Here is a 16,115-nt window from a genome sequence, read left to right on the forward strand (position 1 = left end):
ACGCGGGAATTCACGAAGCACTGCTTCGTGCCGCGACAACCGGTTCGGTGTGCAAACCGAACCGTGGAACTGACGCGGGGTATCGCGAAGCGCTGCAGGGTGGTTTCGCCGCTGGCAAACCACCGCCCCCGCCACCTCCCGTCGCGGCTATTCCCAGCCCGACGGCGCGGCGGCCTGCTCGCACTTGAGGCGATAGATCTCCCGCGTCTCCAGGCACACCGCAGTCAGCGCGCCGCCCCAGACGCAGCCGGTATCGATCGCGAGCACGCCATCTCCGTCGTGGTAGCCCAGCGCCGACCAGTGCCCGCAGACGATCGTGTGCGTCGTCGAGCGCCGGTCCGGAACCTTGAACCAGGGCAGAGCGCCGGCGGGCGCCGACGCGATCGGCCCCTTGTGCTTCAAGAGCATCTCGCCATCGGGCGCGCACATCCTCATCCGCGTCATCGCATTGACGATCACGCGCAGCCTATCGGCACCATGCAGATCATCGCTCCAACGGGTCGGCTTCGCGCCCCAGAGCCGGGTCAGGAACTCGACCCAGTGCGGCCCCTGCAGCGCCCCCTCGACTTCATGCGCGAGCTCGCGCGCCTGCCTCACCGTCCACGGAGCCAGCAGGCCCGCATGAACCAGCGCATGCTCGCCCTCGACGTGCATCAGCGGTCGATGGCGCAGCCAGGCGATCAGCTCCTCGCGGTCCGGCGCATCGAGCACGTCAGAGAGCGTATCGTCCCGCCCGCGCGGGATCGCGCCGCAAGCGATCGCGAGCAGGTAGAAATCGTGATTGCCCAGCACGCTGATCGCCTGTTCGCCGAGATTCCGGACGAAGCGCAGCGTGTCGGCATTGCGCGGCCCGCGGTTGACGAGGTCGCCCGCGAACCAGAAGCGGTCAGTGCGCGGATCGGCCCCGGCCGCGGCGAGCAGGCGGGGAAGGGGATCGAGGTGACCCTGGATGTCACCGATGACGAAACAGCTCATTTTTGGGGGAGGCTTCACGACGAAGCCTCACTATATACCCGCCCTCTCCGCTTCCGCGAAAGCCTGGGCACTGAAGCGCCGGTAGCTTGCCACTCGCCAGAGCCTGGCGCGGAAGAGCCCATCGCGCTCTGTTCGCGAAAACGGTGGAAATCTATGCTGAAAATGAGCTAGGGTGGATGTGCTGGATGAACAGGCCGTTTGCCGGAGTGAGCGCAGAGAAGTAGGTCGCGGAGGTTTGACGACGGGATGAGGGAGGAGCGGGCGAGAGTTGTCAGGGTGAGCGGGAAAGCGTGAAGCCGCTCACTCCTGCGAAAATCCGTCGGCTCGGGCGCTCAGCCAGCAGGTCCAATGAAGCTCGTCCTTTCCTCTGCACGGTCGCGCTGAGCGCGACCGCCGCGAACATCGGCGCCAGGGTTTCGCGATTCGTGTCTATGCGAGCGCCGGTGCAGTGCTGCTCTCGGTCGCAGTCGGCAGCGGAGTGGGTCTCGTCGTCAAATACATGCTCGACAAGCGCTATGTCTTCAGAGACTCATGCGCCTGATTTGCGTTCGGCCCGATCGCTCCGCGCCGAGGCACCCGTCCGTGAAGCCGCATTCATACCTCCAACCCTTGCCTTGCAAGGCAAGGCAAGGCAAAAGAACAGGCCCCGCTCCATGAGCCCCATTCTCTCAGGCGGTCTGCTTCGCCATCTCCTTGATGATGGTGTGCAGGATAGCCCTGAGGCAGCGGGATTCTCCCGCCATCGTGGCGGACAGAATCGGGTGCTCGCCAGCAATGACTGCATTTTCAGCTTCGACCTCGGCGTAAAGGTCTTCCGCTGCGCGAGTAATCCGACTGCGCAGATTTTCCAGCAAGCGCAGGGCCGTTCCCTTGGTCAAGTTCAGTGCCGCTCCAGCCTCCAGCAGCAACCCACGGTCGATATCCGAGAAGCGGTGAACGCCCAGAATGGGCCAGGCGAGTGCGGTTCGTTCCGGCCAGCCTCTTTTGTCGAAGGCGGTTGTGTCATAGGCGGCCACGCTGAGCAGATCGTAGAACGGCGCCAGCTCGACCCCTTCGTCAGAGGCCAAAAAGCTCAGATTCTTCAGGTGGGCATCGCCATTGCCGACGAGCACATTGAATACCAGCCAACCAAAGAGCCGGGTGCGAGCAAGCACCGGGCTGCGGCAGGCATCGGCCAGAGCAGCCAGACTCTCCATGCTGCCCTGGCTGTATTTAAAGCTGCGATCCAACCCCAGCAGTTGGCAGGCATCGATCACATGTCGACGTTGCCAGCCCTGGGCGCCCGGAACCCGATCGAAGCGGTCGATCAGATACACCGGCGACGGGACATAGCGACGGTGGACGTCCGGAACATCGAGCCCCAGGCGCTTGGCCAGACGCATCACAAACCATTCGTTGATCACGGAATGACGGTAGTCCTCATCCGGGTGATCAGGCTTCAGGATGTGGGTGGAAGGGGTGGCGCCTGCGGGTTCAAACAGCTCGCCCTCTTGCAGCACAACCGCCAGCTTGTGCTGTGCACCGGCCAGTGACATGCGTTTGATCGCCGCATGCGTCAGCGGGGCCTTGGGAAGCTGGCGGATCCTCGCATCCAGAGCCTCGTCCGACAAAGGGCGCAGGGGCTCGACTGCCTGCGGTTCCGCATCCGGAGTCAGCAATGTCACCGAGCCTGCTGATTCTGCTCCGTACCAGGCCAGCAAACCGAAGGCATCTGCCGCCTCAAGCCTTGCGTCACCGGCCAGCAAGATGCGCTGTCCTTCCTCCGGCAGCAGGTTGTCGAAATACCATTGCACGGGACGCTGGCTTGCACCGTCCAGCAAGGGCTCAGCTGTCAAAGGCAGATGCGGGCTGAGCGCAAAGCACCGAGGGTTGTCCAGCCAGGCTCCAGCGTATTGAAAACTCCAGAGACCACCGACCTCCTGCAGGCAGCCGACCTCCACCTGATTGATGAACGCGCGCAAGGAGCGGCCGTTCATCGCTTGTTCCGGCCGCTTGAAGGGGCATCCAGATAGGCGGCCACGCTGTCAGGCACATCCACTGCGACCCGGATACCCAGCCCTTCGAGAACCAGGAAGAGCTTCCCCCATTGTACGGAATCGCTTCCACGCTCGACCTTGCCCAGGAAGTTCTCGCTGACGCCGATGCCGCCCGCAGCATCATCCTGGCGAATCTTCTGGGCCTTACGGCTGGCGCGCACCACCTTGCCGATGGCCGCGGCATTCTCGATAGCTATCTTCATCGCAAATCCTCATGTACGCGAGGATTTTGTGCTCGCTTCGGCTTTTTGGCAACCAATCCTCACAATCGTGCGGAAAAACGAACCAAGCAAAGGCATTTGCTCAAAATCCTCGCATTCGCAAGGTTTTTTATACCTGGATCGTGGCCCACCGTTGAGCGTTTCCCCCCGGGAGCTCAGAAACAGCCCCTGGCATCGACGGCACTCGCCACGACCATCATCTTCCGGGGCTTCGAATTCGGCTTCGACCACCTGTTCGCGACCTAGGAGATGCGCTATCTGGGCGGAATCCTGGGCCTCGCAATCGGCTATCTGAGCAAGGACTTCCTTGACAGGCACGATGTCTTCGGACTCATGCGCCTGATTTGCGTTCGGCCCGAGCACTCCGCGCCGAGGCACCCGTCCGTGAAGCCGCATCATTGCCTCCCTGCACAGACCTAAATACCTTGCAAGGCAAAAGAACAGACCTGCTCGCGCTCGACTGAGCAGCCAAAAACGGTAACATTCATGTTTCTGCATATGGCAATGGCAAGGGTGATCCCACGCCTGAATTCCATAGCAAGCCCCATCAAAAATCAGAAAAGAAGCTTCATGTCCATCTTGCCTGTCATCCTGTCCGGAGGATCCGGAACCCGCCTGTGGCCCGCCTCGCGCGAGCAGTACCCGAAACAGCTGCTGCCGCTGGCCGGCGCCGACACGATGCTGCAGGCGACCGCGACGCGGCTCGCGGGCGCCGCGCTCGAGATCGCCCCCGAGGTGCTGGTCGTCTCGAACGAGGAATACCGCTTCGTGATCGCCGAGCAGCTGCGGCAGATCGGTCAGAAGGGCCGCGTCGTGCTGGAGCCCGCCGGTCGCAACACGGCCCCGGCGCTGACGCTGGCGGCTCTAGCCGCGACGGCCAAGGGCGAGGATCCGGTGCTGCTGGTGATGCCGGCCGATCATGTGATCCGCGACATGAAGGCCTTCCAGGCCGCGATCGCGATCGGCGCGGAAGAGGCCCAGGCGGGCTCGTTCGTGACCTTCGGCATCGTGCCCGACCGGCCCGAAACCGGCTATGGCTACATCCGCACCGGAGCGAAGCGGGGGGGGGCGCTCGACCTCGCCGCCTTCGTCGAGAAGCCCGACGCGGCGCGGGCTGCGCAGTATATCGCCAGCGGCGAATACCTGTGGAACAGCGGCATCTTCGCGTTCCGCGCGAGCCGCTGGCTCGCCGCGATCGAACACTTCAAGCCGGCGATCGCCGCAGCCTGCCGCGCGGCGGCGGCGGGCGCCCAGGACGACGGGGACTTCATCCGCGTCGCCCAGGATCCGTTCCTGAAGAGCCCGTCCGACTCGATCGACTATGCGGTGATGGAGCATCTGGCCGCCTCGCCCGAGATCGGCTGCGGCGTCGTCGTGCCGCTCGCCGCGGGCTGGTCGGATGTCGGCGCCTGGGATGCGCTGTGGCAGGTGTCCGAGCAGGACGCAGAGGGCAATGCGACGCATGGCGACGTGCTGCTCGAAGACTGTACGGACAGCTTCATCCTCGCCGAATCGCGCCTCGTCGCCGGCATCGGGCTCAAGGACATCGTAGTCGTCGAGACGCCCGATGCAGTGATGGTCGCGCACAGGGATCACACCCAGGACGTCAAGAAGATCGTGACCCGGCTCAAGGCCGACGGGCGGGACGAAGCGACGAAGCACCGCAAGGTGTTCCGGCCCTGGGGCTGGTACGACTCGATCGACATGGGTGAGCGCTTCCAGGTCAAGCGCATCGTCGTCAATCCGGGGGCGAAGCTGAGCCTGCAGATGCACCACCACCGCGCCGAACACTGGATCGTCGTGAGTGGAAGCGCCGAGATCACCAATGGGGACAAGGTGATGCTGCTTTCCGAGAACCAATCGACCTATATCCCTCTGGGCACGACGCACCGGCTCTTCAATCCGGGCAAGCTGCCGCTTGAGCTGATCGAGGTGCAGTCCGGTTCCTATCTGGGCGAAGACGATATCGTCCGCTTCGAGGACACCTACGGGCGCTAAGGGTGTAGTTTTCCCTTTATCAAATCATCAATACTCGTGAATTGCCACCCCTGATCGGTGTTGAAAATCTCCGGGGTACCGTAGCGAGCGGTTGCTTCAGAAATAGCCTCAATGCAAAAAACCGAGCCCAACGTGTTCGACACGCGCCTGCTCAGAATCCACCGCATAGCTCAGTCGAGTACGGCAAAAAGGTACACAAAGCCACGACGCATCGGGATATACGTGATATCCGCGGCCAAGACCTGATTGGGACGGGTGATTGTCATGCTGCACAGCAGGTAGGGAAAGACACCCGCTTTGCAGTCGCGCCGCGAGGTTTTGGCGTTTCGGTAAACTGCATCGATACCGAAGCGACGCATGAGAGAGTTGGTCCCGGAAAACTGGACAGCCGGTTAAGTGGTCGCTTGCCCCATGATGGCGCCAGAATGGGCGCACGAGAGGAGCAAGAAGATGACCCGCAGACAGAGAAGGAATCATTCGCCTGAGTTCAAGGCCCGCGTCGCGTTAGCCGCGCTGCGCGAGGAGAAGACGTTGGCCGAACTGGCCCAGCAGTTCGATGTTCACCCGAACCAGATTACGGACTGGAAGAAGCAACTGCTCGAACGCGCCAGCGATGTCTTCGGCAGTGCTGGCGGTACGCCAGCCGCCCCCCAGGAAGATCTGACCGCGCTGCACGCGAAGATCGGGCGACTGACGCTGGAGAACGATTTTTTAGAAGGGGCGCTCACCAAAGCGGGCTTGCTGAGCGCAAAGCGATGATCGACCGCGACCACAAGCTGTCCGTGACGACGCAGTGCCAGATTCTCCGTCTGGTGCGTTCGACCGCGTACTACCAGAGCGGCCCCGTTAGCTCTGAGGACTTGGCCCTGATGCGGCGCATCGATGAGCTGCACCTGGAGCATCCCTTCGCGGGCAGCCGCATGCTGCGGGATCTGCTCGTTCAGGAAGGCACTCGTGTGGGGCGCCGGCATGTGCGCACGCTCATGCGTCGCATGGGCATTGAAGCGATTTACCGCAGACCCAACACCTCGCGGCGCGACGGCAAAGCGGGCGTTTTCCCTTATCTGCTGCGCGGCATGAAGATCACCCGTCCCAATCAGGTCTTGGCCGCGGATATCACGTATATCCCGATGCGTCGTGGTTTTGTGTACCTGTTCGCCATTCTCGACTGGGCCACGCGGCGGGTTCTGAGCTGGCGCGTGTCGAACACGCTGGGCACGGACTTCTGCATCGAGGCAATCTCGGAGGCGATCGCTCGCTACGGTACGCCGGAGATTTTCAACACCGATCAGGGCTGCCAATTCACGAGTCGCCCGTTCATCGAGCATCTCAAGCAGCACGGCATTCGGCAAAGCATGGACGGGCGCGGATGCTGGCGTGACAACGTCTTCGTGGAGCGCCTCTGGCGTTCGATCAAGTACGAGGAAGTCTATCTGCACGCCTACGAGTCGGTCAGCCAGGCGCGCGCGGGGATCGCACGCTATCTCGCGTTCTACAATGCCGCACGCCCGCACAGCAGCCTGGGGCAGAAGACGCCCGATCAGTGCTACTTCGCATCAAACCCTGAGGAGACTTCGACCCAGGCCAGGATCGCCGCGTAGAATTTCAACACCACGCAGGCGTCCACTTAGCGGCACGAATTTTCTGTCCGAACAACCGGGACCACCTCTGAGCATGCGCACATGCCGGCGCCATCTGGGGGCAAGCGCTCACTTAAGCTGCTGTCCAGTTTCCCGACGCCACCTCTCAGATGCAGATAGAGCGATCTATTGTTCAGTAAGTATTAGGGTCGTTTGACGTGCCGATAATTATGAAATCAAAGCGCCCACGCGGAATTCTACTGAACGAATCAACAGAAACGCCCCATGTATTCCATTTCAACTTCCGAGCGACTTTGATACTTGAAATCGACGAGTAACCATTAAAATCAAAGCTAAGATCCGAGAACGCGCCAGACTCTACTGCCCTCGAGATAATCTGCTCAAGTTCATGGCACCTAGAATTGTCATGGCTGCAAGAAATTGCCAAGTCAGTAGGCACATAATAGGATGTCTTTGCGCCATATGATCTTATCTTTGTTGCGCAATCTGCAATTTCAGCAACGCTTTCAATCGTCTCCGCAGGGAACTCAACCAATAGCTTGCCAACTCTACTTCTGTTAACCTTCAAATATTCAGAAAGAGTTGCGCACTGTTCTTTGTGGTTAATGTTCTTGCTATCCAGCCAAATGCTCCTTCTCCCGCTCTCGGCAATAGAAAAAATGTGCTCCAAAGACAATCCCGTAGGTGCTGCAGGTGGGTGATAAATATCAAGGCTCCCCGCGCCGCTAACAACCATATCGACTTCCAGACACAAATTGGCATTTGCTGCACGTAGCGCCTTTGCATACGAGTCGGCCCTATGATAGCAAATCGTATTATCCTCGCCAACACTATGTCTAATTGCATAAATGAAGGTCGGCTCGGCAGTTCCTAGAGTAGATCCGGTACCACCGAGATCGGCGTTCCCTCTATAGTCGAGCCGTATAGAGCTTATCCCTTTTGCTGTTTTCCTCTTCAAAATAACTGGATTAGGATCTGGTCTAACACTTCCAATCGATGGGGGAGTAATAGCCGTACTGGATTCAACCTGAAGAATGTCTAATATTGTTGGCGTAAGCTGTTTCAGCGTCCGTATAAACGGCTTATTAGCCGAATTCGAAAAATCATGCACAGTTCGTCCATACCTGGAAGCATACGCATCATTAAAGTAAACAACAAATGGAACAGTTGACATTTCATCGATGAACAGCGATGACTCATGCCCCCTCTTTGTATATGGAGATTCACCGTGATCCGAAAAGTAAATAAATGCAGCCGGCGTTTTTTTGGACTTAACACTCTCCATTGCACGACTAACGTTTTCGTCTATATATGTTATCGCTCGATCATAGCTTTCGACATCGCTACGCAATGACCCCTGCAACTTTTCCGAATACTTTTCACCAAAAATCCCATGAAACCCAATCGAAGGAAGCCTTATTGGGGAGGACAGTTCAATCTGAATATTATCTAAATAGTCTCCATGCCCCGCACGAGAATGAAAGAATACAATCCCCTTTGAAGCTAGGGCTCTAGCAAGCACCTCATGATCTTTTATTGTCTCTTGAGCAAAATTTCCCATTAGGCGATTTTTGTCATCGTTCTGACGATCCATTCCATCAAATACATACTTCGAAAATGAAGCAAACGAACCATGGATCGATTGTGCCGAATAAATCTCAGCACGCAACCCCGCCGATCTCAACAGATTTCCAATCCCGATTCGTCTACTAGGATTTTGTGAATCAGGGATTATAGAAAAGGCGTCAAGAAGTGATTCAGACGTATGTGTGTGAGTTGAATGAACATCGGTAAACTTAAAAAAATTCTTTTCCGTCCGGTATAGCGCATCTAACCTTGGCGTAGTTCCAAGCGGATATCCGTAAAGATGCATATTCATCGTGCTAGTGCTCTCGCCTATATAGACAAACAAGTCCACTTTTTCCTTGGCTGTTTTCAATGGCGATTGTCTTTGAAACATCGCACTGATCTCTTTGACCTGTTTTCGAGCACCAACAAAGCCTTCTGCTGTCGTCATTCCAACATAAGAAAAAGCAGCAACAAGAATGCACGCACAGGCATAAATAGCTTTTTTATACTTAAGAACAATGACAAGAGATGAGCAAGTCAATGCAAGCGTACACGTCAGCGTCACCGCGATGATCTTTGGATTGAGCCCAATCAGCCCCATGATCGAAATGAATGATGAGGCCCAGAATTTGGCTTCTCTTATATCGAAGCTAAATGACTCAATATACGAGTCTCCTCCTAGCCCACAAACCCAATCAACAATCCCTCTAAGAAACAGAAGAGAAAATACGGCCAATACCACAAAAAATACAGATAATGCAGTTCTATTTTTGAACGTGACGACTGCTATTGTGAACAACATCGAAGCAGCGACTATTGCATCAATGTTTACTAGGACTGTCTCAAACAATTTGTAAATTAGGGGCATCTAGTTTTCGTTTATGTCTATACATAATCAAAAAGATGATCAAATCTTCAACTTTTCCTAACACAATAAATAGCTACCCGCTCAAACTTTTCGTGCCAAAACCATCTGAAATAATTTCATAGACTGCATCGCACAAAGGAGCACCAATTAAGTCACTTACTCGATAACTTAGCTCTAACTGAGTCAGAAAGCCTATCCTACAGACCAAACAATTTGTTCATATATTCTTAAGACAGCCTCAAATTCTTTTCTTTGGTCTAACAGACTTAACTTTGAGAGACCTGATATTGCTCTATATGTGAACTTTCGGACTTCAACATTTCAAATAACTTTTCTTTGACTGATACAGTGCTTAGTAAACTCATTATATTGTCGTCGCATCTTTCGTAACCAAGGCTTATCGGCGCCTGCTGAATACTCTCAAAAACATTCAAAGCAACAACCCTATTAGACACTCCACCCCAACGATCAGAATGCGTAGGGCCATGCAAAGACAATACCTTCACACCGAGAGCTGCTGCGATATGCATAACTCCCGTATCGACAGATACGACGCATTGAGCCCTAGACAAAACATCAAGCGTTTCAGACAAACTAATTCCTGCGGCGTTAAATACATGCGAACCAATATCATTTCCAATTTCTGCGACTAACTGATAGGTTCTGAACTTATCTGCGGGACCGCCTGTCAGGACCACATCAATTCCAAACTCAGAATATGTGGACCGGATTAGATCAATCCAGTTTTCTAGAGGCCAAGACTTTTGCTTACTTCTTGACCCACCAGACCAGAGATGGAAAACGACATAGCGAGAGGGAAACCCAATTGATTCTCCACCGCCTCCCCAGGTAAGCACAGGCGGCAACAATTCATCAATTCCAACGATCTTGCACAATGCCGCATAGTTATCAATTTCATGGAGTAAATCGCTATGTCTTGCGCATTTGTCATAAGCGTAATGACGGAATTGACAGCGGGACCAAAACCCTAATCTAATATCCGCCGTTATAAAGAAACTATAGATCGCATCCAGGCGCGCCCAGGAAGCGAAGTCCACAACAATGTCATATCTCAGCTTCCGCAATTTTAGAATTGATGAAAGTGGATTTGTCGCAGAAATCCTTATCAGATTGTCGAATGCCCCAGACAATCTAGCAAATTCATAATTTGATGCACCACAGACCAAATCAACTCTAATATTTGGATACTTTTTTCTAAGAGCCTCAACCGCAGACAAAACTAGAACAGTGTCTCCAATTGCCGACGTTTTCATCAAACAAACGCGGTCAACGGCATACTTCCTGTTTCCCCTGACGCGAAAAATTGAGCACATCCTTAAAAGCAACACAACACAAGGGCCAAGGAACTGATCGACAATCCGCATCCAAGGTCTGCTTCTGCCAACTTTTTTGGATTTAGTCATGAAATGCAAGGAAGACCGCCCTAATTATTGTTTTCAATTTTGTGCCACACAAAGCAACGGAATATACGGCAACAAACCTAGGAGAATGACAAACCTAATAGACAATAACTAAAATTATTATCCAGCACGAACATAAGCATGTTGTGTCGCGAATTAGAGTCAGAGAATATTTACTGGATACTAAAAAGCCTCTAAGACTTACCATTCAATGCATAGGCATCATTAAGAGCGCATACAATTTTCTCTCTGACCAGATCCCAGGAAAAGTATTTGGCGCGCTTGATTCCACATTCAATCAGGTTAGCTCTGAATACTGCGTCTATAGCAACTCGGGTCATCCCCATTTGCATTTCGCCGATGGAATCAGGGTTCACAAGCATTGCTGCTTCTCCTGCAATTTCAGGTATAGACGTTCGATTCGAAGCGACAACAGGGGTACCACAAGCCATTGCCTCCAATACAGGCAGACCAAAACCTTCAAAATATGAAGGAAATACGAGACAAATAGCTCCCCGGTACAATGATGCCAATTCTCCATCACTGAACTTTCCTAAAAAGTGCACGCGATCAGCTATACCTAAAGAAGATATCTCTTTCTCTAAGTCGGCGCTAACTTTACCGGTGAATATCAAATCAGCATCTGGCCCCACTTGATCATTAAGGTATGCCCTAAATGCCCTTAACAGCCCAATTTCATTCTTGTGCTTTTGTCTATTACTTACACACAAGAAGTAGGGCCTTATATGCGAATACTTAACTCCATCTGGCTCAAAATCATCAGCCACACCATTTCCAACAACATGAATCTTATTAGGAGAGACTTCTGCCCACTCGACCAATAAGTTCTTTGTGTACTCAGAAACAGTAAGAACGGCCCGGCACCTGCGACAAGCTCTGCGTATTACTAACCGGTAGTAAATTCTCTTCAGTAGTGATGCATAGCCAGGGTAGCTGATGTGATTCAAGTCATGAACAACAAAGCAAAACCTGGAATGAAAGAAAAGTGGCGCATTGTAGCCTGGGGAGAAAAGAAACGATTTACCATGAAGCGCGCACCAAAGGGTAAGCAATAATGGATCAAATGGAGAACTTGAATGGCCTGGCAATTTTGCCTTTACAAATCCGCTTACAGAAATAGCTTCTTTTGCGAATCGCCCAATCCCATGCGTACCGATCCACCTATCATCAAAGAAAGGCCTATTCAACATTTTAAAGTGCACCTTTTCGGAAGATTCTTCCATGCCGCATAGACATGCTCTGGAGAAACCTTACTAATGCAATCACGCGACGCGCAAGGCCTAGAATGGCAGGGAGAGCAAGGCATATCAATTCCAACATAACTTGATAAAGGACCAATCGGGTGCCATCTCGTTCGATCTCCAACACCGCTCATAATCGCAAGCGCCGGAACTGAATATGCACTTGCCACATGCACAGCGACAGAATCCAGCCCAACAAGTCCTTTTGCGCCATGTACCAAGGCGGTGTAGTCATCCCACGTTAACTTTGAAGCCAAATTTACTGAAGGGCATGAAGACTCGATCTCGCGACAAAGTTCATTTTCTCGCTCGCCTGTTCCACACAGTACAATTCTTTCACCATCGTCAATCAGCATTGACGCAAAATTTACCCAATGTGATATTGGCCATTCCTTAGCTGGGTTTCCGGTGCCAGGCTGAAGAATTACATAATCACGGCCGCCTTGCATTTTCACCTGTTCGCCAACCCTAGCTAGACTTTTCTCAGTGGGGTCAGGCAACCAAGGCACGAGGGCGGATGCATTCAATTTCTCTTTTTGAATAATGCATTCAAGCAAGGATCTCTGGAACTGAGATTCGTGTTGCCCAACGCGACGCTTGCTAATCCTGTAGTTCAAAAGAGGACCAAACCCAGCACCAGTTGAGCCGACAAGATACCTAATTCCAGCTCTTTTGCAAAAAGGGATAAAACTTGGCTCATGCCCGTTCACAATAAAAGCCAAATCGTAGCAGGACTTACCCAACTCTTTTAATACCCTTTTCCTGTCCCTATAGTACTTTATGACTTTAGCAAACAATCCAATGGGCGCCCTACTTATCTGGTAATGGTCAATAACATGAATTCGTTCTACCCCATTGTGACCGCTTAGCATCCTAGCGCTCCAGGAGCCAACCATAACCCCAATGGCAACCTCAGGAAACTCAGATTTCAATATTCTTATAATTGAGGTAGTAAGAACAACATCACCCTGATGAAATGGATTAACAACTAGTATTCGGTCAATTTTCTTTGGGGGGCTATCTTCTCTATGGCGCACAAATAGATTGCAAATAAAATCAGTGATGCACAAATACAGCACCCGCAGAATATTCCGTCTTTCATACGGATTTATCACTCAGCCCCCTCCACGATACAAAGTAGAAATAGAAGAATACGGCGAGCGAAGGAATTATCCAAAATTGATAAAATAGAATTTGGTTAAAATTACCTGACCAGAGCACAGCAACAAAGATATTGCTCATTGCAGTGAAGAACAGTGCTCGCGTTGAGAAGGAACTTCTATTCCTAATTCTAGAAATCATAAGAACCATGGAAATCAATATAGACAAACCCGCCAAAAACGCTCCTAGTATGCCAAAGTTAAGCAAGAGTACCTGCAAGCTAGAGTCTAGCCCAGCGCCACGAACTTGAATAGATTCTTGCAACCCGTAGTTATAGCCAATGCCAAACCATGGATGTTGTGAAATTAGCGCAAACCCTGTACTTAGTGACTCGAGGCGGCCTAATGCGGAGGGGTCGTCTGTTACACCAAAAAATTTCTCATAAATTCTATCAGTTATAGATATATCTATTAGCGAAGCAAGCCACCCACCAACAAGCAATAGTGCAAAAATCAAAACCAATAGGCCAACAAGAGTTCTAAGGGACAAAAACTTTGTTCTAATCCCAGGGACAAGAACAAATGAAGCGCAAACCAAAAGGAATGCAGACAATCCGCTTCGTGAATAGGTAAGAATTAGCGAAACAAATATAACCCCTAATGCCATCCTGAATTTTGAAGATGCTCCATTGAGCCTCTCATGCACAAGCCCTAAAGTAAGCGGCATTACTACGATCGAACCGTAAAAATTTGGATCAAAATAGGTTGAGACAAGACGTCCAACGTGAGGATCTCCTTCGAACTCAATCCCACCATCCCCAAGAAACGCCCAAAGCATTGTGGAATCGGGAATTATCATCAAAATCCCAAGTGAAATTACAGCCAGGAGTGCATACGCATATACAACATCACTTATCAATTTTTCTGCAGACAAGCTGTAGCTACAGAACAGGCAATAGCCACATACCACTCCAGTAAGTACCTGCAAAACCAATCTTATCGCGTACAAAAAAGAGCCGCTATCCCACCCTGAGATAATACAGCCATACGCAAACGAAGTAGTTACCAAAAGAAGTAGTGTTATCGCCAGATAATTGCGAAATAAAACTATTCTAAAATATCTCAAAAATAGAAACAAAGAGCAGACATACAGAACAGCCTCTAGTGCATTTACCTGACTCGGGATTCCAGGCAACGGCAAAAGCCTAGGCACATTTCCAAGAACAATGAATAGAAAGAATATCGCGACAAATATTCTATTCATTGCTGTATTGAACAACGCAATGCTTCATATCTCGTGCAATCCTGAACATAAAGCCAGGAGTAAGGCAGACAGCAAAAATTCTATAAGACCCTTTTATCCAGAACAACTCCCTAAAGACAAGAGCAAACATCGAAAAGGAAAATGCGCCCTTTAGCTTAGAGGAAACAATTTGCCACAGTATATTGCTGTTCATAATAAACCGACCAACTCTATCTAGAATTGCTCCGTCTCCAAACACATCACGCGTAATTCTTATATAGTTAATTTCAATATCTAGCCGTCCAAGTGCCTTCGACTCACTCAGGAAAGAATCATTATCAAATCGCCACTTGAGGAGCGAGTCGCTCACATACATGAATTTTCTCCCCAATTTGATGAGCGTTTGCAAAATGTAAACATGGATATATGCCGTCCCAATGTACTTGGACGCATCGACAGAGATCCAGCTTTCTTTCCTAATGCAAATAGCTCCTATATATCCAAGACCGGAAGCAAGCGCACCGAGTCGAGACTGATCTGAGTTCAAGTCAAACTTTTCATCGCAGCCATCAAGAGCTCTTCTAACTTTCTTTTCCCTTTTTAGGCTTATATCGTAGTCGCTTTTGTTGACAAGAAATACATCCACATCTTGATTCTCAGAGATCTTCTTCAGAATTATGCCTAGCGATCCATCAACCATGACATCATCGCTACCAATGAACCAACAAAATCGGCCTGAGGCCTTTCTGACACAGCTATCGAAATTCCTATCCGCACCAATATTCGTGTCATTTCTAAAGTACTTTATCGGCATACCCCTATCAATGAATGATTCAACAATTGATGGAGTTTCATCGTCCGACGCATTATCAGAAACAACCACTTCAACATTGTCGAGGAAGTTATTCTCAATACTCAGTAAAAGTTCACTTATGAAAGGCGCACGATTATATGTTGGAATACAGATCGAGAGCAGCGGCGTCATACCTTTTTCCCAATATTTTGGTAAATGCTATTTCTTGAAGCCATCTCAGCAAAGAGAACATCCCATTTCTTAATTTGGTGCGTTCTTTGCGTCGCCACAAGGATTCCTGCTAACAAATAGATCAGCCTAACTGAAAGCATATAGACCAATCCAGTCATACTTCTTCTCTTTTCACGAAAGACATATCTGACGATTGCGCCAGCAATCGGCTTTATAAACCGTTTCCATAAGATCTTTGGGCTACTCAGATACGCCAACAGTTCGAACTCTTTCTGCGCATAGCGGCCAGGAGTTCCAAGATATACAGGGATAACTATTGGGTGGAGGTGGTAGACATTAACAACACTCTCAGCTACGCGTGCACCATCAGCAATACTAAATGATCCATGAAGCCTAGTTGAGTCATAATTAAGTCCTTCAGGAATGACCCCCCGCACATCAAGCCCCCCCTGTGAGTTCGACCACTCATCAGCATACAAGTAGTCAATCCTTCTAGCGCGGACTATCTGATGTGTAGATAAGGCATTGTCGGCATAAAGCAAATCGTCAATAGCCACAAACTCGTCCGCATAAAACCAAAAAACTTTTTTTGATGCCGAATATTCTGAAAGGTACTCAGGAAGAAATATTTCTGGGTTATCAGACGAAAACGCACGTAAAAAAAGCGTAACTCCGCTTTCTCTACAAAACATCTCAAATTCAATAGATGGACAGTCATCTAACACTACTATGTCACAACATTCTTTGTAATAAGAATGAATTACTCGTATTCTATCCAGTTCGTTCTTTGTTGGAATGACTAGCTCAAGCAACGTTCCGCTTCTGGCGTCATTCAT

Annotated in this window: 12 protein-coding genes and 1 pseudogene; 2 read left to right on the plus strand and 11 right to left on the minus strand. The window is 51.2% G+C overall.

Translation table 11 applies throughout. The annotated features are described in order from the left end of the window. Positions 1-147 precede the first annotated feature (147 nt). The 3 genes from ACHFB9_RS17820 to ACHFB9_RS17830 form a co-directional block, all read right to left on the minus strand. Entirely contained in the window at positions 148-975 is an 828-nt protein-coding gene (locus tag ACHFB9_RS17820) for a symmetrical bis(5'-nucleosyl)-tetraphosphatase (protein ID WP_417068860.1), read from the minus strand. Between the two features lie 668 nt (positions 976-1,643). Continuing rightward, on the minus strand, positions 1,644-2,951 hold the full coding sequence (locus ACHFB9_RS17825; RefSeq protein WP_417068861.1) for a HipA domain-containing protein: 1,308 nt from the start codon (positions 2,949-2,951) through the stop codon (positions 1,644-1,646). Further along, on the minus strand, positions 2,948-3,214 hold the full coding sequence (locus tag ACHFB9_RS17830; protein ID WP_417068862.1) for a hypothetical protein: 267 nt from the start codon (positions 3,212-3,214) through the stop codon (positions 2,948-2,950). Before ACHFB9_RS17830 ends, ACHFB9_RS17825 begins: the two co-directional genes overlap by 4 nt. 588 nt (positions 3,215-3,802) lie before the next feature. Here ACHFB9_RS17830 and ACHFB9_RS17835 point away from each other — a divergent pair. Beyond that, complete coding sequence (locus tag ACHFB9_RS17835; RefSeq protein ID WP_417068863.1) at positions 3,803-5,230, plus strand: mannose-1-phosphate guanylyltransferase/mannose-6-phosphate isomerase; 1,428 nt, start codon at positions 3,803-3,805, stop codon at positions 5,228-5,230. Positions 5,231-5,262: 32 nt separating this feature from the next. Here the strand turns inward: ACHFB9_RS17835 and ACHFB9_RS17840 are convergent. Beyond that, positions 5,263-5,592: pseudogene (locus ACHFB9_RS17840) on the minus strand (transposase); the annotation flags it as partial. Positions 5,593-5,680: 88 nt separating this feature from the next. Between ACHFB9_RS17840 and ACHFB9_RS17845 the strand changes: the two are divergent. Then, a protein-coding gene (locus ACHFB9_RS17845; RefSeq protein ID WP_417068864.1) for an IS3 family transposase occupies positions 5,681-6,831 on the plus strand; the annotation gives its coding sequence in 2 pieces (ribosomal slippage) (positions 5,681-5,936 and positions 5,936-6,831; 1,152 coding nt in all). Between the two features lie 172 nt (positions 6,832-7,003). On the opposite strand, the gene ACHFB9_RS17850 is transcribed toward ACHFB9_RS17845, so the two are convergent. From ACHFB9_RS17850 to ACHFB9_RS17880, 7 genes are all read right to left on the minus strand, one after another. Next, on the minus strand, positions 7,004-9,268 hold the full coding sequence (locus tag ACHFB9_RS17850; protein ID WP_417068865.1) for a sulfatase-like hydrolase/transferase: 2,265 nt from the start codon (positions 9,266-9,268) through the stop codon (positions 7,004-7,006). Positions 9,269-9,534: 266 nt separating this feature from the next. Then, positions 9,535-10,653 (minus strand): glycosyltransferase family 9 protein, encoded by a 1,119-nt coding sequence (locus ACHFB9_RS17855; protein WP_417068866.1) that lies wholly within the window; start codon positions 10,651-10,653, stop codon positions 9,535-9,537. A 230-nt stretch (positions 10,654-10,883) separates the two neighbouring features. After that, positions 10,884-11,933, minus strand: coding sequence for a glycosyltransferase family 4 protein (locus ACHFB9_RS17860; RefSeq protein ID WP_417068867.1), 1,050 nt, complete (start codon positions 11,931-11,933; stop codon positions 10,884-10,886). Then, positions 11,894-13,066, minus strand: coding sequence for a glycosyltransferase family 9 protein (locus ACHFB9_RS17865; protein ID WP_417068868.1), 1,173 nt, complete (start codon positions 13,064-13,066; stop codon positions 11,894-11,896). The genes ACHFB9_RS17860 and ACHFB9_RS17865 overlap by 40 nt, the downstream gene beginning before the upstream one ends. Further along, positions 13,050-14,315 (minus strand): O-antigen ligase family protein, encoded by a 1,266-nt coding sequence (locus tag ACHFB9_RS17870; protein ID WP_417068869.1) that lies wholly within the window; start codon positions 14,313-14,315, stop codon positions 13,050-13,052. The genes ACHFB9_RS17865 and ACHFB9_RS17870 overlap by 17 nt, the downstream gene beginning before the upstream one ends. Beyond that, the gene (locus tag ACHFB9_RS17875) at positions 14,308-15,279 is read right to left on the minus strand and encodes a glycosyltransferase family 2 protein (RefSeq protein WP_417068870.1); all 972 of its coding nucleotides are present in this window, start codon (positions 15,277-15,279) and stop codon (positions 14,308-14,310) included. Before ACHFB9_RS17875 ends, ACHFB9_RS17870 begins: the two co-directional genes overlap by 8 nt. Beyond that, positions 15,276-16,115, minus strand: a complete 840-nt coding sequence (locus ACHFB9_RS17880) for a hypothetical protein (protein ID WP_417068871.1) — start codon at positions 16,113-16,115, stop codon at positions 15,276-15,278. Before ACHFB9_RS17880 ends, ACHFB9_RS17875 begins: the two co-directional genes overlap by 4 nt.

Origin of the sequence: Niveibacterium terrae (genome assembly GCF_048213115.1) — a bacterium.
Taxonomy (GTDB): domain Bacteria; phylum Pseudomonadota; class Gammaproteobacteria; order Burkholderiales; family Rhodocyclaceae; genus Niveibacterium; species Niveibacterium terrae.

What these genes read in the sequence shown, in the direction of transcription:
- ACHFB9_RS17820 (WP_417068860.1), bottom strand. Translation starts at nt 975, where the DNA reads ATGAGCTGTTTCGTCATCGGTGACATCCAGGGTCACCTCGATCCCCTT.
- ACHFB9_RS17830 (WP_417068862.1), bottom strand. Translation starts at nt 3,214, where the DNA reads ATGAAGATAGCTATCGAGAATGCCGCGGCCATCGGCAAGGTGGTGCGC.
- ACHFB9_RS17880 (WP_417068871.1), bottom strand. Translation starts at nt 16,115, where the DNA reads ATGAATGACGCCAGAAGCGGAACGTTGCTTGAGCTAGTCATTCCAACA.
- ACHFB9_RS17855 (WP_417068866.1), bottom strand. Translation starts at nt 10,653, where the DNA reads ATGCGGATTGTCGATCAGTTCCTTGGCCCTTGTGTTGTGTTGCTTTTA.
- ACHFB9_RS17825 (WP_417068861.1), bottom strand. Translation starts at nt 2,951, where the DNA reads ATGAACGGCCGCTCCTTGCGCGCGTTCATCAATCAGGTGGAGGTCGGC.
- ACHFB9_RS17875 (WP_417068870.1), bottom strand. Translation starts at nt 15,279, where the DNA reads ATGACGCCGCTGCTCTCGATCTGTATTCCAACATATAATCGTGCGCCT.
- ACHFB9_RS17860 (WP_417068867.1), bottom strand. Translation starts at nt 11,933, where the DNA reads ATGGAAGAATCTTCCGAAAAGGTGCACTTTAAAATGTTGAATAGGCCT.
- ACHFB9_RS17835 (WP_417068863.1), top strand. Translation starts at nt 3,803, where the DNA reads ATGTCCATCTTGCCTGTCATCCTGTCCGGAGGATCCGGAACCCGCCTG.
- ACHFB9_RS17850 (WP_417068865.1), bottom strand. Translation starts at nt 9,268, where the DNA reads ATGCCCCTAATTTACAAATTGTTTGAGACAGTCCTAGTAAACATTGAT.
- ACHFB9_RS17870 (WP_417068869.1), bottom strand. Translation starts at nt 14,315, where the DNA reads ATGAATAGAATATTTGTCGCGATATTCTTTCTATTCATTGTTCTTGGA.